The organism is Pseudohongiella sp., from assembly GCF_011050365.1.
Lineage (GTDB): Bacteria > Pseudomonadota > Gammaproteobacteria > Pseudomonadales > Pseudohongiellaceae > Pseudohongiella.
The window spans coordinates 36,270-57,021 of the sequence record NZ_DRFV01000010.1 but is presented as its reverse complement, the minus strand read 5'-3'; the positions used below and the strand labels follow the sequence as shown (position 1 = coordinate 57,021).

Sequence of the window (20,752 nt, the reverse complement as noted above, 5' to 3'; positions counted from 1 at the left end):
GGTTACTGTTCGACTACATAGAAGTGTTTTACAATCGATCTCGTCGTCATAGCCATCTTGGTGGAGTAAGTCCCGAGGCCTTCGAGACAGCCTCATTTTGAGGCTCGGATTTGTCTATGAAAGTGGGGTAAGTCCATGTGGGGTTAGCGGTCGGAAGATGCTCGGCCAGATTAACGAGTTATTTTTCAAAGAAATCGCAAAACCGGCACTCATTGACTCACAAAACGATGTATAACTTCGGTTATCGTCAACGGGTCAGCTACCCAAACATCGACACAGCCGTCCACCATCGGGTTATTTCCCCAAGGCAGCGCAACTCTGATATCCGTCTTTACACCTATAATTCGCTTGCCAAGGGCTTTGGCGAAGCCCATCTCTATACATACGCCCTCGTCAAGCGCGCGACCATCCAAGACTGCGACCATGACATCGCAGGATCTCAGTGCGTCAATATCTGACCTAAACGCCATATCCTTTAATGTATGTATGGAATCTGTGCTGTCACGATCAAGTTCAATCAGTGGTCCGTCTCTTTGAGGGAGATATACAGTAAAAGACGTCTCCAAAATAGTGCATAGCGATGTATTCAACTCTCGCTCAATAATACTGAAGAGGGGTGACGCCAAATATACTTTCATGATTCTCTCGCCTTTTCTTCGCAGGTGCGCTGGAAGTTTATTGGCTGATACGGTCCAAATAAAATAGTCTCCAGTACTTTGCTGACGACCTGGTATACGGACAGATTAGTGGTATCAATGACTGTAATAGTAAAATTATTCCATGCTTCGCTTACGACACTTGAATGTTCGGAAAGTTGGTCTTCGTTGTAGTTCTTTTCTCTTGCTGCCAGTCTCAATTTTAGGACTCTCGGGTCGCACTTTAATAGTATTAAATGCCCATCGGCTATGCTACTGATAGTGCTTTGACTAGGAGCCATAGCCTGTAATAACTCCTGAGCACGTTTCTTCGCAGACACTGAATCATTTGTGAAATAAAGTGGGTCCAATGGACTTCTGTCTATCACTGCGATCCCTGGCGATTCACTCGATATTTTTCTATTCTTCTTTCTGAATTGTTGATTGATCCATTCGTCTACGCTTGTTCTTTCAGTGTCGGTCAGTTCAACATGCGGTTTGCCCAGTAGCGGGCTTCGTCTATCTACCCATTCATCATACGTAACAAGACTTCGAATATGCCCGAGCGCAGTTGATTTTCCGCTGCCCACGGGACCGGAAACATAATATCTGAAATTCGTACTTACTCCGTCTTTTACGGCGTCACATATCGATTCGAATTCCTCTGGATTGGCTTTAAGGAGATTGGCTAAATGAACGATTTCATCGGCAGTTAGGAAAAGAGTAACGAGATTGTAGATCGAGAAGTTCGCCTTTCTTATCGCTTCTTGTTCTGAATCACTCGGTTTCTCTGAACGGCACCATTGGATATGGTAATGAAAGTTACCGGGATTCGACCTGGCAGAAACCCTTAGTATATGTTTTAGGTTGCTGTCGTTTAACGAAAGGCCAATAAAGATCATGGTATTTTTTGAAAAGTGACTGAGCAAGGCACTGTAATGCCCATGACTCACGTCAATAAGCTGGTCGGCGAAATCTTGCTCTACAAAGATCAGTTGTTCGCTGAATCCTTCTATCATTTCAAGGGGTAAAAAGCCGTTGGGGTGATAGATTGCTCCGTTGTCTCGACGAAATTGGAGTGTTGGCTGCCATGTTACTTCGAAGCCTTTATCGTCATCGTGACTGTGGTATTCAGCATTATGAAGATATAACATTCTCTCGATTGTATCGTCGAAATTATAGTTTATCGTCATAGAGGATTTTTTGATCAAAGGCATTAGATTCCAGAGATATGGGTGGCTCTTGAGTGCCGTCTCAGATGTACGAGCATCGCGATAGAGGCACTCGTGAAGGATCTTTAGCCATTCAGTATTGAATTTTCGAGAAGCAGCTACCTCGTCTTCTGTATCCTCTCTTAGCTGGGATTGCAGTAACTTCTGGTAAAGATACTGAGATTGGGAGGTTAGGCTTTCAGAGGCTAAAAGTAGCTCTTCTCCTTTTACCTGAGGATGCGAGGCTATCCTTTGAACTAGTTCTTTCCACGTCGGTATATCAAAATCAACGCTGATGCCGGCGCCAAGACAAAGTCCCAGTCGATTGTCGCGACCCATTCGTTGACGCATATGGACAAGATACTTTGTATTCTCCAATAGGAACGTGTTCATTCTTTGGTCCCTGTGACAGATTTAACTTCAGCCAATAGATCCCCAAACTTGGCATAGTTGACCTTTACACCGTCATCCAGGTCTAGGCTGATACGCTGGTCGGCGTAGTGGCGAAGTTTTTCATCGAATTCGGCGAGTTCGGCTTGTTGCTTGTGCAGAGTGACTAGTTCTTTTTCCAGGCGCTTGGTTTCTGCGGCAGAAGGGCTGGCGTCCCTGTCCTTTTCCAGCTTCTCGGCGTAGATGCTCAGCTTGGCGCTGAGGGGTATGACATATTCAGTTCGCATTCGAGAAAGAATGCCTTCATTGTAGCGGTGAAGGTAGACCAGACACTCGAACGCCTTGTGTTTTCCAGAGCTGAACAACCAGTAGATCGGGCGCTTTTTGTAGGTACGCAGATGATCTTTGAAGAACTGGGTGCTCAAATAGCGACGGATAGTATCGGGGGCGGACTCGCCACGCTTGGGTTTGATGGCATGCAGGCATAAGCTTTCGGTGACGAAGTCAAGATTCTGCTGGAGATGCTGCTCTTTTTGTTGTGTTGACGCATCTTCCGGCGCTGGCCAAGCGATACGCATAAACTCGCAGAAGCGGTTGGTGGCGTCATCAGCGAACCATTCCTGATCGGTTAGCGGCAGAATGGCATCATCGTCCGGGGCGAATCGCGGTGAGGGAATTTGCTTCAGGTAATCCTGCAGGGTTTCGCCCTGGTTGGCGAGAATTAGGCCGGGTTTGTCTAACGAGTAGCGGCCCATCATGCAACCGATGGCGTAGGACACCAGTTCCTTGATGGTGTCGCACTGCAGTAGAGTCTCTAGCTCCTCCTCACTGCGATTGATTCCATAGCGGTAGTGAGGATTGCAGTTAAGAGTGATTTCTTCTAACGGGACTACGGGCGTTAGTTCGTCCTGCAGGCCGTAGGCTCCGATGAAAAGGCTGTTATTTTTCTCTTCAAGGGCTTTCATTTCAAGTGTTTTAGCTAGCCATAAGCTCCGAATGCCATGGTATGTTTCGAAGATTTTCGATTGATGTATCACACAGTTGAAGAGGTGCAGAGCTTTAAAATTCCAAGAGGTTTCGAAGTAGTCCCAGTCCTGCCTCCCTAACTCAACAAGTTTTTTCACTATCTGGTCGCAAGCCGGAACCTGTAACAAAGGAAGTTGCGCTATGTTACCAACTTGAAAATTTAACGTGGGGTTCATTGCCTTCATAAGATGGAAGGCTACTTTGCAGCATAGAAATCCTGTAACGCTATTTATTAGATCTGGTGGTGGGAAGCTGGAGGACCCCCCAACATCGAAAATGAAGCCTATATCAGACTTCCGCACTCCTAAGTATGATGAGCTTACGAAGGACCATGTGACACTAGGCTTGAAGTAGTGCTCTCTATTGATAACACGACCATTAGAGCCAACTTTCACGCCAGGCGTATTATCAATGTAGTCGCAAATGGTTTTTCCATTATTCTCGAAGTTAACCAAGTATTCATTATTTCCGTACCATCGACGGAAAGAACCTCCTTTATTATAAGGAAACCATTTAGCACCGGAAAAAATACATTCATCCGTATCACTGCAATCAAATTTCGATTTGGATGCACTCACCTCAAACCATCTTCTTAGAAACAAGTCGTTGTTTGTTGTTGCCATGCCTTGTCTTGGATAGGCAACCATTCCCAAAGTGTTTTTATGCTCAAAAATACGCCTGTCTGCAGGGGTAGCCCAATAAGCCATCGGATTCCCTGGAATCTTCATAAAATCCGCCGCAGAGGCCCGAAAAAAATACTGGCTTATATCCTTGCTTTGTTCTTGGCTCATGCCTGTCCCCTTTTGGGTAATACTATGCGCGCGTACACCCTATCTTTGTTAAAACCGCGTGGAGTGGATTCGAAGCCAACGGAAGGCTGCAGTTCATGCAAAGCAATCCGCGCTATCAGTGTCAGAACGGACAACAATATGGCCAAGTGGAGAGATTTTTGCCTGGAGAGCTTGGTTTGTATTGGGTTCGTGTAGACGAGCTTCACGGAATAGCCTCCAACAGCATGCGGGACTTCTCTGCTTCGGACTTGCCATCTACCAGCCGGATGTAGGCGCCGGCATAGTTGGGGTAGGCGGCGTTCTCAATCACAAACGCGGTGGTCGAGACCACCTCGCCGCTGATGCTGTCGAAGGCGCGCGCACCAAGGTGGGCCATGGTAATAATGGTGGTAGTTTTTAGCAGCCAGTCACGCAGATTTTCGTAACTGGAGAGGAACATCCATGATTGCATATTGATCTGGGCGTTGAACCCGTATGGCTTAAGCAGCTTGAACGCGTGCTCCATGAAGATAGCAAACAGATCCGACTTGCTGTTGGGATAAGTTTTTTTGGCAAAACTCTTAAGATCGGCATTCATGCCCTTGCTGCCCATGTAGGGCGGATTCGCGATCACCGTATCGTAGCGCTGGGCGAGTATACAGGCTTGATGAATCATGGACATTAGTGTTTCTGCGGCTGGGCGTTGCATGGCGTCGCCAGATACTGTCAGTCCAGTCAGTGTTTGCAATAGTTCCTGTAAAGGTTGCGCATCTTCTGCCGGTACTTCGATTAGTGAGCCTAATGTTTTGGCTTCCGTGAAACGCTCCAGTGTACGCTGCAGCAACGTGTAGTGCTGATCAGCAGAGGCGCTGCTGAGGTCTGTTTGATGGCTGTCGAACAACCCATGTGAGGTGCCTTTGTGCCAGTCACCGCTCAGATTGAGCTGTTGCCAGAGCTTGGGCAGTTCCAGATGCTGCGTATCTTGAAGCGACACGACATGCAGCGTGACTTCGCCATCGGCAACGCGGCTAAACAGTCGTCTATCGTCTGCGCGTGCCAGCATCATCAAAGCAAATCCGGCAAGCTGGCCGGCGCGGTCGTCAATATCCAGTCCGAATAGATTATGTTTCAGAATTAGCTGCGGTATGTCTCGACTGCGGTAGCCACGCTCCTCATAAATCAGCTTGAGCACTTTGTAGGCTTCCACCAGGATGTGACCAGAACCGCAAGCCGGATCCAGCACTTTGATTGACTCTGGTTCTATGCTTTCCGGGATGCTGGCGGCCAGTTGTGTGCGCACTTTCGCAGGTTGCTCGCCTGGACCGATATAGTAGGGCATCTGGGTCTTTAACGAGCTTTCTGGGTAAGTCTGCAGCCACAGGCGGCCTACGGAGTTCTGCACCAGATACTGCACAATCCAGTTGGGTGTAAACAGTTGCGTGGCGGCAGGAATGTCTTCGCTTTTGACAACCTTACCCATGACCTGGTCTTTCTTTTCGCTGATATAAAACTGGTAGAGCCAGCCGATTATTTCGACATCCTGCCAGTCTTGCTCGTCAATCGCGCTGACCAACTCGCGGATCAGGGAGTCGGTCTTGGTCAGGTTGTCGGGCAGCAGCAGTTCGGTGGCATCGTCCACAGCTTCGAACAGGAAAGGCATGGCCTGGTGCAACGCGTGGCACTGAGCCAGTAATAGTTCTCGGTAGAGTTCCTCGTCCTTGTCGCCATCCAGCTTCAGTGCGGTGATATGTTGCTTGTCCAGCTCTGGCAAATCAATGTGCAGGCAGTCATCCAGAATCTGGAATCCATTGGGGCTAACCGGGTGGCTGAGTACGCGGCGGCCGTGATCCAGAAAGCCCTTTATTTCCATATACCGGATAGCGCAAAAGCGGTTGAACCAGCTGTAAGCGGCCTGTTCCATGGTTTGCGCAAAACCGTGTTGTTCCACCAGACGCACTAGCGCGTCGCGTGACCGTGCAATGGCCTTGGGGAAGGGGCGATCGTTTATCAGTGCAACGTCCCCCTTAATATCCATAGGGGCAATGCCTTTGGTGGTAACACCAACTTTGTTTGCCTGCCGGGTGACGGCGGCGATAAAGTCCTTGCGGGCCTTAGGAGCATATTTTTTGATAGGGGCGGTATTCATTGGGCATCCTTGGGTAGCTGGCGGACCAGAGCATGTATTGTCTTATCGACGAGTTTCGGCTAAGTCCGAAACTGGTCTTTCTTGACTTCCAGTTGTGTGCCTTCCGGTCGACTAAAGAGTTCCTTAATGGCCTCCAAAATCATAATGATTCACCCCCGGATCCGGATGCGTCGGTTCTGTTTGATCAACAGCTCGAGTTCGGAGCGAAGTGCACTAAGGTATTTGTCCACATCCTGTTGATTTTCCAGATACAGGCCTGGCTGGACTTTACCCAACAGGGCGCTGGCGGAAACATCAGCTATTGGTTTGGGTTCAGCCACCGGCTCATGCTTACGTTCATCGGTATGATCGGATTTGCCAGCGGCGGCTGCTTTTTTCTGTCGCTCGTTCTCTGCCTGCATGGCTGTGTGCAACTGATCAAGCGCCTCATCCATTTTCTCTTCAGCGACTTGCGTTTGTAGCATGTAGATCTGAGCAACACTGTTCTCCTCGGCGATCTGTTTTTTGGTTTGTTGCAAGGGCATCAGCAAGCGGTTGCTCAAGTCAGGTGTTGAAATACCGCTGCTGTCGATCTCCTGCTGCAGTTGGGTAATCTTGCCTTCCACCCGGCTGATAGCGTGGCTGCGCTTATCATAGAGTAGGGCATTATTGGCTGACTCCAGTATTTCCACCAGTCCGGCGATCTCCTGGATCTGACCGTAAGGTGCATCGTTATCGGCAATATGTTGAAGCTCCATCAAGGCATTAGCTGCTTTGGTGTCTTTCATCAACAGCTGCGCGTTGGGTTGGAACTGGTGCAGAGCCGCGAGCAGTTGTTGCCAGGTGGCAAGCTGTTTGGTGTAAAAATGATGCAGATCGCGGTAGTCTTCTTCGAGCTCCAGGTAATCGTTTTTGTTATCCGTGAGATGTTTAAAGAATTCAAAGCTATCGTCATGGGCGAGCAGTCTTTCCAGCGACAGTACACTGGACTTCAGAGTATCTTTGCCCGGAAATCGACCAATCTCGGATTTGCTCTGATAGGATTTCAGGTTCTTAATCCACTCGCCGAAATGACTCTGATAAAACTCAAATAATTCTTTTTCATTGTCTGACCCCAGGGTGCTGAACAAGTCCTTGCTCAGATCACGAGCTGACTTCAGCACGTTTTCATCAGTCAGGCGCTTTCGCATCACGCTTACTTTGGCGCGTTGCCGGCTGTTCTGAAGTTGCTCAAATACGTCGGACAGTTGCAGGCTGGGTCCGGCGGTGTGGAAAGTGATGCGTCCAGCCACGGCAAGTCGGGCCAGGATCAGGAGGATTTCCGGCTCTGGCCAACCGAAAGGGCGCTTGGTAAAGCGATCAACAATATCGTTGACCATCAACGATTCATTGCCGCTGACTTTGAGCGAGATGTACTGGTCAACTTCTTTGACTGCCTGCGGGTTGCCTTCTTCACCGTCCAGCTTTATGCCGAGCTGGGCGATATCATCGGTGTGCAGAACGGCATGCAGTTCTCGCATGGGGTCTTTCTGTAGAACTCGCAGATACGCAAGTTTATGGTAGGTGTTTTCCAACAAATATTGGCATGCCTCATCGAATTTATTGGCGGGGCTGGTGGTATTCAGTTTGAGGTGCTGGCCCAGTGCATATACCTCGGCGCGGAGGAGTAGATCTTCCAGACTGAGACGTAGCCGCTTTTTACGCTCTTGGTTTTCACGGCCGCGATCAGCAAGAATGCGGCTTAACTCGGGCTGACTGTTATCGTCATTCAGGCGAACAAACTTATTGGTTCGCAGCCACGTGCGAAGTTCAGTGAAAAAGGTCTTGTCATCCGGCAGCTTGATCAACACTGTGCCTGGACCTTCGGTGCTGCGATTGATACAACCCGACTCACTGTACATTGCGTACTCGGGATCCAGGGGCGAAATCACTTCTACACGCAAGTCGTTTTCATAACGACCATCAATGGTATGGCTGTCCAGGTAACGGCCAATACTGTAGTCGGTATTGTTCACACTGTATCGAAAACGGTTTTTGTCGCGCAGCAGATCGCGGTAGATCATGCTGGACAGCTCTTTGTTTTCCTCATTGCCAGCGATATCTGTAGCTTTGATCTTGCGGCTTATGTCGCGCTCTTCATTGGTGAGGAAAACAAACTCGTCACCGTTGCGGGTGATCAGACTTTCTTTTTCCAGCCGTATTAAAGCGTCTTCTACTTGTCGGCGCAGTACGAGTTTGTCGGTATCAATCTGTTCTATGCACAAAGTCACCAGATTATCCGGCGTACCTTTAATCAGGTCGACGTAACGAATCATGAATAATGTTCTGAGCAACTGTACGTCAAACTCATCCAACACGGGGTTGTTAGCTGCCTGGTCGATGGTGCGTTTGACGGCAGTATCCAGAAATCCTTCAACTGCGTGGTAGAAACTGTGCATAGGCACCAGCGCGCCTGGGGATTGATTTGAAATACGCTGGGCAGCCATCTGGAATGCGTCCAGCATGGAGCGCTCGCCGTAGGCCAGGTGGGCGCCGGTGGCGCCCACTTTTCTGATTTCTTCGAATATCTTTTGTACCAGCTGAAATTGATAGGGCACGAATGGATAGTTAGCGATAAAGCTTTCGGCGTTGTCGTAGCTTTTTAGCGTGGGTCCGGAGCGATCAAAGCTGATCTGGTTGCGCAGGATATCGCCTTTGCTTTCGTACAACTTAAGTAATTCGCTTTCAGCGTCTGGGGTTTTCCGCAGCAGGCGCTTTTGTATAACTTCATCGGTGTTGGAGCTAGACAGTGACAATCGAGTTTTAAAGCGTCCGGCAATTTTCGAAAAGTCATTTGCCTTGGAAGCAGAAAGCTCGCCCAGTACCGAGTCCATATCTGCTTGTGAGGTGACGATGATCCATGCGCGGCCTTTGCAGATCGTACCCAGATTCTCGGTCAACGTCTGCAAAGTCAGCATGAGTCTGCTGTCGCTTCCTATATATTGTCCAACCTCATCAACCAGAAACAAAATACGATGATTGGCCGGTTTACTCTCCAGGTATTCCTTTACCCATTCGCAGAATTTTTCAACCGAAACACTGAAATTTTGTTCAGCGCTTTCATACCACTTATGGGCTGCCTCTGGGGATAAGTCTAGCGCCGCGCCAAGGGCTTTTTCGACATCGTCCTGATAGAACTCGAAGGCATCCCGCTCATCTTCCCAAGTGTTGCCGGTGGCAGCGTGGAACGTCTCCTTGAACTTGCCGTAGACACCCTTTTCGGTCAAGTGTCGCTCCATATGCGCGACATGCGGGTGGTCGCTGCTGAAACCCTGGTGCTCGTTGAATACACGCAGGAATACGCTCAGGATTGCATTGCCGCCATCATTGGTGCTGGCTTTGCTGTCGATATTGAACAGGATGACGTCGGCCGGCTCAGAGACTGCCTTGGAAATGTCAGCCCTGATCATGGCATCTCGCAACTTGGTTTCGTCGAAAAAGTCTGCTGCGTTTTTACTATTGCCTGACTCATCGAGCGCAGCTTTATTGGCGATAAGGTACGATAGCGTTTTTAGAAAGTGCGATTTACCTGAGCCAAAAAAACCTGATATCCACACACCAACGCGGTTGGTGATGGAAGGGTCGTTGAGCGGCGTGGCATAGGAGGAGAAGAAGCTACGGAAGTGGGTCTCCAGTTCGCGAGTCACCACGTACTCGTCCAGTTCCTGATACACGGTGGCATCATCATTCTGATCCGCTTTGACCACACCGTTTATTTGACGATTTAGCGGTTTTACAAAGATTTCTTCAATTTTCATATGGATCAGTCCTTGTCACGGAATCAGGCGAAATGCGCGGTAATAGTCGTTACGGGGAAGGCGATTGAATAGCGACAGGTTTTGACCTGTATATTCACCTGGGTAGAACAGCACCAAAGGTTTATGGCCGAGTAGGGCATGTAATTTATTGAGAATGCTATGCGCCCGTAACACCGGCCAGACGGAACCCACGCCGGAAATCAGCACAATGTCTTTGTCCTCCGCCTGACCATGCTGTACAAGATAAGGGGCGAATTTGTCCATGTGCAACGGCCCATGCAGGGCTTTGAGAAGTGCTGCGTCTCCTTGGCTCATCTGCTTTTGCAGCGAGCGGTCGAGAATGCGGCGACTATTGAGATAGTCTCGCAATAGGCTTAGCAGATCGATGTGTGCAATACTCAGATGCTGGTGTTTTTTCGCCAGCAGATCCTGCAGGAATTGGAGGTAGTCGCGCACTTGCAGTTCGTCTTCCGGCGCATAGTCAAAGATCCAGAAACCCAGATCGTTAGCCAGGCCTTTGGATTGGAGAAAATCATCGCTGACGATTTTTTCGGGAATCTGATCAAGTCTGTCTTGCAGCGTTGAATTCATCGTGTCGAAAGCTCCAAGCACGTCAGTAAACGTTGGTGGCCATGGTGCTCCAACAATTGGCGAATCTCTGGCCGAATAATGAGTTTTTGCAAATTCAGTGAACGAGTGTCGCTTAGAAGCCCGACCTCGGCCAATACACGAAACACCACCTGGCCCATTTTCTTGCGCGAGGACTCTGTCCAAGCTGCGATACGCTGGTCGCGTTGTACCCTGTCTTCCAGAAATTCTGACCATTGGAACTGCTTGAGATGGCCCGCATGGGTGCTGATGGCATCATGCATGACGGTCTCCAGCCATTCCACTAGCAATAGGTTGCGAGCCATTACCGCGCAAAATGTGGCTTGAGTAGCAAGCTCATCGTCGCCATCGCGAATCGCTCGCCAAAATGGCGGCTCTAGACGCTCCAGGCGTTTGCGGAGTGCCTGAGCGACCCGCTTGGCGGTCGCAGGCGAGCGTTTTTGCAGTTGGTTCTCGCTGATGATGGCTTGATACCACTGATCAGAAGAGGCCGCTTGCAACAGCATGTCGGCGACTACCCTGCTTTCACGCACCTGCAAAGAGCCCCCGATCAGGTCGCTGTCGTAGTTAAACGAGTTCATTAAACAGCCTCCTCATCAAAATGCAGGGTGGCCAGTTTTTTACGATCAGTTTTTAGTAGCTGCAGCGGATGTTCGGCAGCACGCTGACATTGTTGATCCGTGATTGCGGCGCGATAACGTTGCAATACATAGATAGCCAAGGCTTCGCGGGTTTTAACAATAAGGCGCCCCTCTGGCATTGCGTAATCTCGTTCTACCAGCGCACATTGTGCCTCGCTGAGGTGCTGGTTAGGGATCAAGATCAGAGAAACTGACTTTTGCCATTGTTCATCTTCAGCGCTTTGGGGAGCTACAGCGATAGTCGGCAGGGGAGGTCTGCTGATTCTGGAAACCAGGAAATCGCGGAACGCTTTACGAGAATGACAATAAGCACGGACATGCCATCGATAGCCGCTATATACAAGCGTGTGAGGTGTAATAACGCGCTCATGTGGAAGGGGGTTGCTCATTGAGCTATAAACGATCTTGAGGCTGTTGCCTGTTTGGGTTGCCCTGACTATTTCCCGGACGATCTCTGGGCGAAGCGCCCTGTCGGGAAGTTGCACCGCGCAAATACCATCCTGCGCATCGACTATCTCTGCACAAGGCTGCTGATTCTGACTGATAAGAAGCTCAAGGTACTCGCTCACTTGTCCGCTGGACAATGCAGGCTGAAGAGCCACAGTGGGTACATAGCCCTTTTCGGCCAAGTCATGCACTAAAGCACCGGGATTGACCTCATTTATGTACCGGCGGATGTCACTGGATGCTTGCTGCCTAGATATTCCGAACCACTGCATTAGCCGATTGGTCACCAGTCGGCCCTCCCATAGGGCAACCAGCTCTATGGCCATGAGACGCTTGCGGATTTCGGGTTTCAGTATGGATGCAGTCATGGCTTCTTGTTTTTGTGGCCTGTGCTGCGATGGTGCCGGAAAAGTGCGCTGGTGTAAAGCAGGGTTACTGTAATATTATATTACATGTCGTTTGCATTTTTGAACCTGGCTATCGGTTAGTTGCGGCTCCAAATGGACTGAAGCCATGCACCACCAGATTAGTGTCCCGAGCTTTATATCGAATTGCATATTATCAGCTTAAATACCTGCCGACTCCGGCCCTTGAGGACCTGCGCGCTCCGCTTGCCAAGTCGAGATATTTCGGAGTTTTGTGGAGGGGTGGAGTGGGAGCGGTCTTGCTGTTCCCTACACCTTATCACGGCGTTCTCGCCGTCAAGGGCTGCGCGTTCTTCGAACACTTGCGGTCGTTGACCGTCTTCGACCCTGTGACGGCTTGCGCTGCGCCGTGCTGAAGCTGGTTCCGGGCAATTCCGCCTGAGCAACCGGAGCATTATCATGACTCAATTTTCTCTATCTTTCGGCAGTTCACTTCTAATTTGTGACGACCAGGGGCGCTATACGCCAGCTACTGTCGATCAAATTCTGGCAGCAGCTCGTCAGGCTGTTGATGCCAAGATGCAGCGTGGAGCATCGTTTACATCCACCGACACAGTCAAAGAGTACCTAACTACAAAACTTGGGGGCTGTGAAAATGAAATCTTTGCGGTGATCTTTCTGGATACGCAACATCGATTGATCGAGTATCGCGAAATGTTTCACGGCACGATTGATGGGGCTGCGGTGTACCCGCGGGAAGTAGCAAAAGCATCTTTGAGGCTCAATGCTGCGGCAGTCATTTTTTCGCATAATCATCCGAGCGGAAATCCTGAGCCAAGTTCGGCCGATCGAAGTATTACACAGAAGCTAAAAGAGGCGCTGTCCTTGTTGGACATAAGAACGTTGGATCACATAATCGTGGGCGGAGAAAGTGCAGTGTCGTTTGCTGAAAGGGGACTTATATGAAAAAGGGGCTTCGGCCCCTTTTTTTGCTGTGTCCAAGAGTAATTTTGGCTCGATGCTGGAGAGAATTTATTCAAAATCTAAATTTCAGACCTCCTGAGGCGTTACATTGAGTGCTCAATTCAGCGACGGAGAAAACATATGTACGGTCAACCGCAAACGTTAAATGACGATCAGATAGTTGAAAGTTTACGCATTCTTATCGGAGTGGGTCTTGGTGACACTCACCAATCCCGGCATGTGAGACTGTTTCTGCTAGGGCTGTACAATGGCAGAGTCTGGCCATTCAATCTGAATCTCCTTCGGAGCATCGATGGCGAGCTCCAGGTGGCATGTCTGGAGCTGCTTAAAGTTGATACCTTTCAGCCAATTCAAGAGATCCATCAGTATATTGAAAGTGGGAGGGAGGTTTTTAGAGGGTTTGTGGAGATTGAGCAGGCACTCGTGAAGGACAGGCTCTAGGAGCGTCAACAGCGTAAGTGTCCGGCTGTCACTCAGTCGGATACTCGCAGTTTGACAGGTTGATTTGGGTAAATCGCAAGGGTTTCGTTGAGAAACCTAATTTTGAGAATATTGATCTCGCTTTGAAGCCCGGAGCGAATCAGATACGTGACTACCACACAAAACGACATGAGGTTTAAATGTTGAAATTAGAGTTTGAAAGATCAGTTGATAAAGTGTTAGCGCAGGCGCACGATTCTGGAATTTTGATAGATTTCGGTTGGACGATGCCGATTATGAAAGCTGAGGCTATCGAGTATTGTCAGACTTACAACAAAGCTCCGAATCTTGGGTTCTATGAGCAAGATGGCATAGTGACTCTTACACATAAAGGTGGAAAGATGGCTTTTAGCCCGCAAGAAGCTGCGGCCATTGTGGATCTCATCAAGGCTGCTTATCTGTAAGTATTGTCAACGGCAATCTAATTTTGACCCACCGAGGAGGGTGGGTCAGTTTTACATTGCCAGTGACAAGTATACGGCGATTGCACCTTAGCAGCCGCCTTTGGCTGCTAAGATACAGCGGTCAAACGGGTACTAAAAAAATTCTAGCCGTGCGCAATGAGCGGATTAGGTTTCTCGCGTCTAGTAGGTTCTAAACGGTGCGAGCCCCCATCGTCAAACGGCAGGTAAGAGTTTCCTGCGGAAAAGGCTGGAATAGGTCCGGTCGCGTGCAAAGACCCGATCATATTCGCCTTTTTGATAAATGATAGCAGCGGCAGCGCCTGTTGTTGAGAGCGGTAATATGGCTGCGTCAGGATGACATTCGACGAACAAGTCGTACTCCTCGTATATGCCTTCCATGCCGCCGATAATTACTGCTGCGCTGAAACTGCGGCTCTCGATCATTGCACGTCTCATTGCCGTCAAACTGGCGTCTCTATCGTCATCGACCGATGGCACCATGTGAACATGGGCGAAATCCGCTAGCTCCGGAGACAATCGTCCCGCAAACAGTTGGCTTTGATATATAGACAAATGGTCGCTATTGAGGTTTGCCTCGCGGGCGAATAGTGCCAGGAGTGGCGTTATCGCCGGATGGCCGCCGCAGGTAATTCGTCCGATCGGCAACACTACTTCAACTAACGCCTTGATTGATTCCCTAATGGCAAGGACATCCGCGGTGTCAAAAAACACTCGATCGCGCTCAGGTAAAGGCACGCTGGCAGATAAGAAGACCTCTATCATTCGATCAACTCTTTAAGCAGATTTGGCGCTTTCGCCATCTGTACGGCCCGAATCGGCAAATGGGAGTCAAGCCAATCTAGATGAGAAAGCCATGTATTCAGTATGCCTCTATTGTCGTAGATCATCCATATCTCCCTCGCTTCAATAATGGGATCGGTGATGGCCTCAAATACCTCATTTATTCGGTCGGAAGTTGGCACCCCCACAGCAGGCACGACCGCGAGAGTCTTACTGGCGCTCGCCTTCAGAGAAATCCAGCCTTCAACCTGAACAGTGGGTTCAAGCCCCAGATCGCGAGCGGCATCGCAAAAATTATCAACCAGATACCGGTGGCGGGCGGCAATTGCTGGGGCACGTAGTTGTTCAACCTCGTCACAAATTCGTTTAACCAACTCCTTCGTCGCCCAACGGCCTCGCATTGGAAGAAATCCTAGGAAGTCCCGCCGTCTAAGCTTCATAAAATGGCTGAAAGACGAGGTCGGGTCTTCCTTTTGCCCTGGCCATAGTAGGTGTAAAATTTGAACATTGGTCGCATTTGCTCGCGCCAATTCTTCGGCAGTCCAGCGGCCTTCTCGAAAGCCAGGTGTGTCGATGAGCACGATCACATCGGAATCAGTCATCCTGTGCCAGAGCTGTGCTTGAAAGTCTGCTGCCGGCGGCACGGATCGCACATCAATGAATACGTCAAAGCCACGAGCGTCAAGCGCATCGTACAATCGGTCAGCCAACGGCTGAGAGCCTTTCCGCTTGTAGCTGATGAACAATCGTCGCTCGCGCCGCAACAGCCGGAATGTCTCAAGGACAAGTGTAGTAAGACGAGCGATACCTTCGTTGTTAGGTCCCAAAACGATGGCATTGACGTGCCTAATCTGCGGTGGAATTTCCGTATGCACCCTAGTCAAGTCCGAGACAATAGGGGCAACTACAATCGAATCATCGATCAACTCTGACACAAGCGAAGTATCGCTAATGTTAGTCTGTGAGCCGAAGAATACCGCCATGACAGGACCATTCAGGCTACGAGTCGAGGCCTCGGTATCACTCAGGAACTTGATTGTGCTCACTGGAAGCCCGAGACCTTGAAGCGCCAACTCAACGCTACGGCGAAAACGAGAACCATGCTCGTCGACTGCGCCCAGCATGAGGAGTTGATAGGGGGATCTAATGCCGGAAATGTCGCTCATCGACCTGCCAATCCCGCGGCAGTTTCGATCCAGCCGCCGATGTCTTTCCTGCCGTTCTGGCCGGTAAAGTCGTAGCTCAGGCAGTGAGTCGACAACTGAACCACGCTGTTGGTCTTCGGCGCGGCAAACCAGAGATCTCCTTCAGGAATCGCAAGCGTATAATCGGCATAGGCCACCCACTTTCCTCCTTTCCACTCGGCGAGCAATATACCGCGATTGGTTCTATAAAGCCCCATCTGGGCTAACGGATTGGCACCCTTTGCTGAGGTCTCTTTTTCATTGTTTTGGACGCCATGGATGTATACGGTGAGTAAACCGTTTCCTTTGATAATGCTGCGAGCGATCTCGTATCGTACCCACCGCCGCGACCAGGTGTTGGTTCCAGCAAGGACGCAAGTGACGGAAGTATTCTCCAATCCTTTGCGAAGGAAGGTTTTCAAAGCATCGTCGCCTTCCTTTTTTGAGGCTTCGAAAACGCTATTGTCGAAGAATCCGCGACTTTTCTTATCGGTGTCCCTAACGACCCAGCTATTGCGGACGTTCCACGCGCGCCAGGCATCTGGAACGTAGTGAAACGAAAAGAAGGTTTTTCGCGGCAATATGACCCCCATCTATCTATGCTATCTTCCGATTAAGTGCGGAAGCGGCTTTTGTATCTCGCGGCGGGCATCCCAGATGCGCCGCCTGCATCCTGAATTGGTTCAGCGTGCTTTTATTGCGTCGCTTACCCAGGTTTCGATGTTCGACTTGATGTAGTCGTACACATAGGTGCTGGTGAGGTACGGCGGATCATAGATCTTCCCCGAGACAGCTTCGCCGTCGACAGTGAGGCCGATGAACGGGTTTGACCCTTTTGGCGACTGGTTGCCGCTTGAGTCTTTCAGGTTGTGAACATGGATGGCGAGCACTCCCAATCCATCTTTCCAGGCTTTTTTGATTTCGTGCTTGACCCATCGGCGACCAGCTGTCTTTTCACCGACAAGCACGACCAAACATTCCTTGCCTTTCATATTGTCGACTATCCACTTCTCAATGGCATTATCGCCCTTCTTTTTGATTTCCTCCCATTTGTTGGAGTCAAGCAGTGGCTGCTCATCAATTGCCCCAATTTGCCTAACCTGGGATACACGCCAGTTGTCTGGAGTGTAGTGGAAGCTGAGGAAACATTTCTTTGCCATACTTCACCCTATCATTCTTATTGTTGATGGTGCTTAAGAGGCTAGCACTTTACATTGAGTTTTACGAACCATTCTGCAACGCGTTTGAGCATAGTAGAGACTGGTAGGTTAGAGAGAGGATGTGATAGCTGCAGTGTCCGGGGCATTTGAAAAGGGCCAGGCGGCTAATTGGTATACCTTGTCCAATTTCTGAAGGCAAGTCAGCATCTACATCCAAAACTGTGTCGCGGTTTTGGGTAAATAGAAGTTCAACTCAGAACCCGTTTATTTACTTGCTCCGAACCGTGAGGTTCTTATGCGGCTTGTTGAATGTCAGATGAATTGGATGGTTCCCGGTAGACGATATTGAATCATTACTACTCAAAATCTTTAAGGAGAAATCTGCAGGCATCTACTATGGCCTACTAGACACAGCAGGGAGCGGTGCGGGGCAGCCCGTCGAGGTTTGGTTGGCTTTTTAAGGTTTGCGTTGGCTGGTTACACATTGGTCACATATTGTGAGAGAGCCGAGCAAAAAACGTTTTAGGAAATTTATATTTCTTTATCTATTTGATATAAATAGTTTTTTGGTGCCCCGGGCAGGATTCGAACCTGCGACCTGCCCCTTAGGAGGGGGCCGCGCTATCCAGCTGTGCCACCGGGGCATGATGAAGCAAGAGTCTGGCATTTAAATAGCGGCCGGGATTATAGCACGTGGAAAGTGTGTGGTGGAGCGGGGATAAGGGCAAACGTACTTAGTTTGGCCGCGCTGCGTGGCAGGCCATGTGCTGGATCACACCGGGTTTCTGGCAGGCCAGCTTGCAGATGCGATAGTCGTACGTGCGCGCACTGGGGTCCAGCTCCGCAGCCTCATCGATGGCCGCCGTCAGATCGGCTTGCGCGGCCTGATGCGTCAGATAAGGACCAGAGATGTTGACCTGAAGGGCGGGCTCGTCAGGATCAGTGGCGACGATATAGAAATTTTCGAGATTCATTAATTACAACGCGCTGTCTTTCAAGAAGAGAACGGCAAAGTAGCCAGTTTATTACTGCGAATTGCGGAGGCAATCAATAACAATAATGGCGGCATATTATCCGCCTTTATTTTGTGTTCGCATAGCCTTTGTTGCAGAAAAAGCGTGATAATTGGCAAATCGGTTGCCGACTAACATCTACCAAGGGGCTACGTGAGTACTCTCAGCATTATTATCCCGGTCCTGAACGAGGCGCAAACTCTGCGCAGACAACTGGCCGCCCTGCAAGCCCTGCGCCGGCAAGGGCATCAGCTGGTTCTGGTTGATGGTGGCAGCACCGATGCCAGTGTGCAGGAGGCGCAGGGTCTGGTGGATGTTTGCGTGAGTTCTGCTCCCGGACGTGCCCGGCAGATGAATGCGGGTGCGGCGCATGCGGTGGGTGACATACTGCTGTTTTTGCATATCGACACCCTGTTGCCCGCGCAGGCAGCGGATCTGGTGACGGCGGCGCTGGCCGATGGCGCAAAGTGCTGGGGACGCTTTGATGTCCGACTGGATGGCGCACATCCCGCTTTTGCTGTGATTGGCAGGGCGATGAACCTGCGCTCACGACTGACGGCGGTGGCCACGGGAGACCAGGCCATTTTTGTCCGCCGTGCCGTGTTCGAGCAAGTGGGAGGGTACGCTGATGTGCCCTTGATGGAAGACGTGATGATCAGCAAGACGCTGCGGCGATTGTCCAGGCCGGCATGTCTGTCTATGCCGGTGATCAGCTCCAGTCGCCGTTGGCAGAAACACGGCATCATGACCACTGTCTGGTTGATGTGGCGGCTGCGGCTGGCTTTTTTCCTTGGTGCCAGTCCCGCCAGTCTGCACGCGCAATATTACCGTGGCTCTGCGATGGCGACGAGCTATCGCTACCCGCAGGCACGGATTCTGTTTTTCGCCAAAACACCGGTGGCCGGACAGGTCAAAACGCGGCTACAGCCCGTGTTGGGGGAAAGCGGGGCGCTGGATCTGCATCAGCGTCTGATACGGTTCGGTTGGCAGCAATTATGGCGATCGGCACAGGCGCCGATGCAGTTATGGGCGTCCGCTGACGGCGGGCAGGCATTCTTCGCAAAACTGGACGGTGCTCCGCAGGTATATCAGCAGATGGGCTGTGATCTGGGCGCGCGCATGCAGCACGCGACGCAGGCGGCGCTGGCTGATGCAGAGTTCGTGGTGGTGGTGGGTGCTGACTGTCCCTCGGTAGATGGCGCTTATGTGGCGCAGGCGCTGGCGCTGCTGGCGGCAGGGGAGAGAGTGGTGCTGGGGCCGGCGGAGGATGGAGGTTATGTGCTGATCGGTCTGCGGGCGCCAGCGGCAGCCGTGTTTCGTGACATCAATTGGGGGCAGCCGCAGGTCATGGCGCAGACCCGGGAGCGTCTACGGCAGGCGGATATAGCCTGGCGCGAGCTGCCACCGCGGTGGGATGTCGACCGGCCGGAGGATCTGTACAGACTGGACGCGTTGCCGGGCTGGCGGCGTTGACTGTCAGGCGATGCTCTCGCGCTGCAGCTGCGTGACAAAGCGGTTCACCGCCACCTGGTCGCCGCGGCCCATATTACCGAAACGGAAACCGAGCACTGTCTGATTGCGATCCTGTTGATACTGCACGTAGACCGCTTCGGCGGGGCAGGATAAGTCATGGTCAATCAGCGGCAGATTCATGGTCATGATAAATTCTTCCAGCATGGCGGGCGGCGGATTCACCTTGCCTTCAATGACCAGGCGAAAGCCCGTGGCTGACATATTCAGCACCCGCCCTTGCAGGCTCTTGGGGTGGTTGTCGTTGGTGCAGGTTGCCGCCACCATCAGTGTGCCCGGCACCCAGGCACGAAAGGCATCACGGCGTTGCAGATACAGTAGTCGCTCCGGAAACTTGAGCTCATAGAACACGCCGTCGCTGTCTTTCATGACCCGCTTGATCACCATGTCCTTGGCGTGAACGCGGATGCCGTTGATTGAGGCGCGAATGCTGAATGGCGTGCCGGCTTCTGCCTGACGGTGCGCCTCGCGTGGGGTGAACTCGTCAAGCTGGAAAGTACGGGCTTTTAAATTGGCGTTCAGTACCAGTGAGCTGTACATGGCACCGTTGCCGTTGAACTGAACGCTGATACTGGAGCGGTCCGCTTGCAAGGTGCGCAGGACGCTGAAGATATCCCCGGCAGATGTATAGTAGCGGTCGTTATTGAAGTTTGTCGCCATGAGAGTCGATAACCTGTCTGGCCTGACGAGCGAATCAGGCGCTGCCCAGATCCCGCTGTTCACTGCCACCAAGCGTACTGCCGTGACTGGTATACAATCCTGCCAGCGTCGACGGTCCGCGAAGAATGCCCAGCGCCCGTTGGGTGTTGAGGCGACTGCGATGGACAATGATACTGTTGGTTTCACTGAGCTCGCGACACTGCTGCAAGCGTGATTCGATGCTGTCCAGCAGTGCTGTGAACTCGTTCTGGCCGCCCTTGCCAAGCAAGCGCTTGAGGTGCTGTAGGTTGGTTTGTCCGGCAGGCACCCCGGCCTGTACTAACAGCTTGCGGCGAATGTGGTCGTTGTTTTCTATGCTGGCAAGTACGTTTTGCTTGCGCGTCAGCAAGTCGCTGAGTTGGTCGAGGTCACGTTTTTCCAAGCTGTTTTTTTCAGCCAGCAGCACTTCTGCCAGTGAGTCCAGCAGTTGTCGATCACTGTCAAGGAGCTGCTGCAGGCCTTCATTACTCATCAGCTAGTC

19 protein-coding genes, 1 tRNA gene and 1 pseudogene are annotated in these 20,752 nt (G+C 51.0%); 5 read left to right on the top strand and 16 right to left on the bottom strand.

Annotated features, from left to right (window positions below; genetic code table 11):
- Positions 1 to 5: 5 nt before the first annotated feature.
- Positions 6 to 101, top strand: a pseudogene (locus ENH71_RS08935) (IS3 family transposase); the annotation flags it as partial.
- Positions 102 to 209: 108 nt separating this feature from the next.
- Here the strand turns inward: ENH71_RS08935 and ENH71_RS08930 are convergent.
- The 8 genes from ENH71_RS08930 to ENH71_RS08895 form a co-directional block, all read right to left on the bottom strand.
- On the bottom strand, positions 210 to 638 hold the full coding sequence (locus ENH71_RS08930) for a nucleoside 2-deoxyribosyltransferase (protein ID WP_294137695.1): 429 nt from the start codon (positions 636 to 638) through the stop codon (positions 210 to 212).
- On the bottom strand, positions 635 to 2,239 hold the full coding sequence (locus ENH71_RS08925) for an SIR2 family protein (RefSeq protein ID WP_294137693.1): 1,605 nt from the start codon (positions 2,237 to 2,239) through the stop codon (positions 635 to 637). Before ENH71_RS08925 ends, ENH71_RS08930 begins: the two co-directional genes overlap by 4 nt.
- Entirely contained in the window at positions 2,236 to 4,053 is a 1,818-nt protein-coding gene (gene pglX, locus ENH71_RS08920) for a BREX-1 system adenine-specific DNA-methyltransferase PglX (protein ID WP_294137689.1), read from the bottom strand. Before pglX (ENH71_RS08920) ends, ENH71_RS08925 begins: the two co-directional genes overlap by 4 nt.
- Positions 4,054 to 4,255: 202 nt before the next feature.
- On the bottom strand, positions 4,256 to 6,178 hold the full coding sequence (gene pglX / locus ENH71_RS08915; protein WP_317622744.1) for a BREX-1 system adenine-specific DNA-methyltransferase PglX: 1,923 nt from the start codon (positions 6,176 to 6,178) through the stop codon (positions 4,256 to 4,258).
- A 149-nt stretch (positions 6,179 to 6,327) separates the two neighbouring features.
- Complete coding sequence (gene brxC / locus ENH71_RS08910; RefSeq protein ID WP_294137686.1) at positions 6,328 to 9,954, bottom strand: BREX system P-loop protein BrxC; 3,627 nt, start codon at positions 9,952 to 9,954, stop codon at positions 6,328 to 6,330.
- A gap of 15 nt (positions 9,955 to 9,969) precedes the next feature.
- Entirely contained in the window at positions 9,970 to 10,545 is a 576-nt protein-coding gene (locus ENH71_RS08905; protein WP_294137684.1) for a DUF1788 domain-containing protein, read from the bottom strand.
- Complete coding sequence (locus ENH71_RS08900) at positions 10,542 to 11,144, bottom strand: DUF1819 family protein (protein WP_294137682.1); 603 nt, start codon at positions 11,142 to 11,144, stop codon at positions 10,542 to 10,544. Before ENH71_RS08900 ends, ENH71_RS08905 begins: the two co-directional genes overlap by 4 nt.
- Entirely contained in the window at positions 11,144 to 12,019 is an 876-nt protein-coding gene (locus ENH71_RS08895; RefSeq protein WP_294137680.1) for a WYL domain-containing protein, read from the bottom strand. Before ENH71_RS08895 ends, ENH71_RS08900 begins: the two co-directional genes overlap by 1 nt.
- A gap of 456 nt (positions 12,020 to 12,475) precedes the next feature.
- Between ENH71_RS08895 and ENH71_RS08890 the strand changes: the two genes are divergently transcribed.
- From ENH71_RS08890 to ENH71_RS08885, 3 genes are all read left to right on the top strand, one after another.
- Positions 12,476 to 12,982, top strand: a complete 507-nt coding sequence (locus ENH71_RS08890; RefSeq protein ID WP_294134427.1) for a JAB domain-containing protein — start codon at positions 12,476 to 12,478, stop codon at positions 12,980 to 12,982.
- 138 nt (positions 12,983 to 13,120) lie between these two features.
- Entirely contained in the window at positions 13,121 to 13,441 is a 321-nt protein-coding gene (locus tag ENH71_RS16185) for a DUF7673 family protein (protein WP_422662540.1), read from the top strand.
- A gap of 179 nt (positions 13,442 to 13,620) precedes the next feature.
- Entirely contained in the window at positions 13,621 to 13,884 is a 264-nt protein-coding gene (locus ENH71_RS08885; RefSeq protein ID WP_294134429.1) for a hypothetical protein, read from the top strand.
- A gap of 213 nt (positions 13,885 to 14,097) precedes the next feature.
- On the opposite strand, the gene thcA is transcribed toward ENH71_RS08885, so the two are convergent.
- The 6 genes from thcA to ENH71_RS08855 all read right to left on the bottom strand — a co-directional run bounded on the left by thcA (position 14,098) and on the right by ENH71_RS08855 (position 18,003).
- On the bottom strand, positions 14,098 to 14,667 hold the full coding sequence (gene thcA, locus ENH71_RS08880; protein WP_294134431.1) for a Thoeris type III anti-phage system protein ThcA: 570 nt from the start codon (positions 14,665 to 14,667) through the stop codon (positions 14,098 to 14,100).
- Entirely contained in the window at positions 14,664 to 15,851 is a 1,188-nt protein-coding gene (gene thcB4 / locus ENH71_RS08875) for a Thoeris type III anti-phage system protein ThcB4 (RefSeq protein ID WP_294134433.1), read from the bottom strand. Before thcB4 ends, thcA begins: the two co-directional genes overlap by 4 nt.
- Positions 15,848 to 16,450 (bottom strand): TIR domain-containing protein, encoded by a 603-nt coding sequence (locus ENH71_RS08870; protein ID WP_294137676.1) that lies wholly within the window; start codon positions 16,448 to 16,450, stop codon positions 15,848 to 15,850. Before ENH71_RS08870 ends, thcB4 begins: the two co-directional genes overlap by 4 nt.
- A gap of 102 nt (positions 16,451 to 16,552) precedes the next feature.
- Entirely contained in the window at positions 16,553 to 17,029 is a 477-nt protein-coding gene (locus tag ENH71_RS08865) for a TIR domain-containing protein (protein WP_294134439.1), read from the bottom strand.
- Positions 17,030 to 17,596: 567 nt separating this feature from the next.
- Positions 17,597 to 17,673: transfer RNA gene (locus ENH71_RS08860), tRNA-Arg, on the bottom strand.
- Between the two features lie 90 nt (positions 17,674 to 17,763).
- Positions 17,764 to 18,003 carry a hypothetical protein gene (locus ENH71_RS08855; protein WP_294134442.1) on the bottom strand — a complete coding sequence of 80 codons (240 nt, stop codon included), beginning with the start codon at positions 18,001 to 18,003 and terminating at the stop codon, positions 17,764 to 17,766.
- Between the two features lie 192 nt (positions 18,004 to 18,195).
- On the opposite strand from ENH71_RS08855, the gene ENH71_RS16075 reads away from it, so the two are divergent.
- Entirely contained in the window at positions 18,196 to 19,515 is a 1,320-nt protein-coding gene (locus ENH71_RS16075; protein ID WP_317622392.1) for a TIGR04283 family arsenosugar biosynthesis glycosyltransferase, read from the top strand.
- A 3-nt stretch (positions 19,516 to 19,518) separates the two neighbouring features.
- Here the strand turns inward: ENH71_RS16075 and ENH71_RS08840 are convergent, their stop codons facing one another.
- Together ENH71_RS08840 and ENH71_RS08835 are read right to left on the bottom strand one after the other, a co-directional pair.
- Entirely contained in the window at positions 19,519 to 20,232 is a 714-nt protein-coding gene (locus ENH71_RS08840) for a flagellar brake protein (RefSeq protein ID WP_294134445.1), read from the bottom strand.
- 34 nt (positions 20,233 to 20,266) lie between these two features.
- Entirely contained in the window at positions 20,267 to 20,743 is a 477-nt protein-coding gene (locus ENH71_RS08835; RefSeq protein ID WP_294134448.1) for a flagellar protein FlgN, read from the bottom strand.
- Positions 20,744 to 20,752 lie beyond the last annotated feature (9 nt).